The sequence below is a fragment of the Ammoniphilus soli genome (assembly GCF_040813775.1).
The window spans coordinates 1-511 of the sequence record NZ_JBEGDL010000185.1; the positions used below are offsets into that span (position 1 = coordinate 1).

The 511-nt window shown below is 50.1% G+C and carries 1 protein-coding gene; it reads left to right on the top strand.

Going from position 1 to position 511, the window contains the following annotated elements:
- A partial coding sequence (locus tag ABLT31_RS38970) for an RraA family protein (protein WP_367761109.1) occupies positions 1-511 on the top strand: 511 nt, incomplete at both ends.

A 511-nucleotide genomic window follows, 5' to 3' on the forward strand; every position in this document is an offset into this window, starting at 1 on the left:
TTGAAAGAGCAAAGCGTCTCAACACGACGCTTCTGACCGATGCTTTGGGATGTACTGGATCCATGGATTATCGGATCAAACCCGTTGCCGCAGGGATGAAGGTCGTTGGAACGGCTATGACCGTCAGTTTGAGACCGGGAGACAATTTGTTTCTTCATCAAGCGATCCACTCAGGAAAAGAAGGCTATGTCTTGGTTGCGGATGGAAAGGGCCATACAGAAAATGCCTATCTGGGAGAACTCATGGCTGGAGCGGCGAAAGCCCTTGGTCTCGAGGGCATTGTGATCGATGGGTTGGTTCGGGATAAGGAGGCGCTTACGGAATTGAATTTCCCTATTTTCGCCAAAGGATTTATTCCAAACGGCCCGCTAAAGGATGGTCCGGGTGAACTGAATGCCCCCATCTCGTGTGGTGGGGTACCTGTCCAACCAGGAGATTTGATCTTCGGGGATGAAGACGGTGTCATTGTCGTTCCAAGAGAAAAAATCGAAGAAGCGATAGAGAAAGCAGA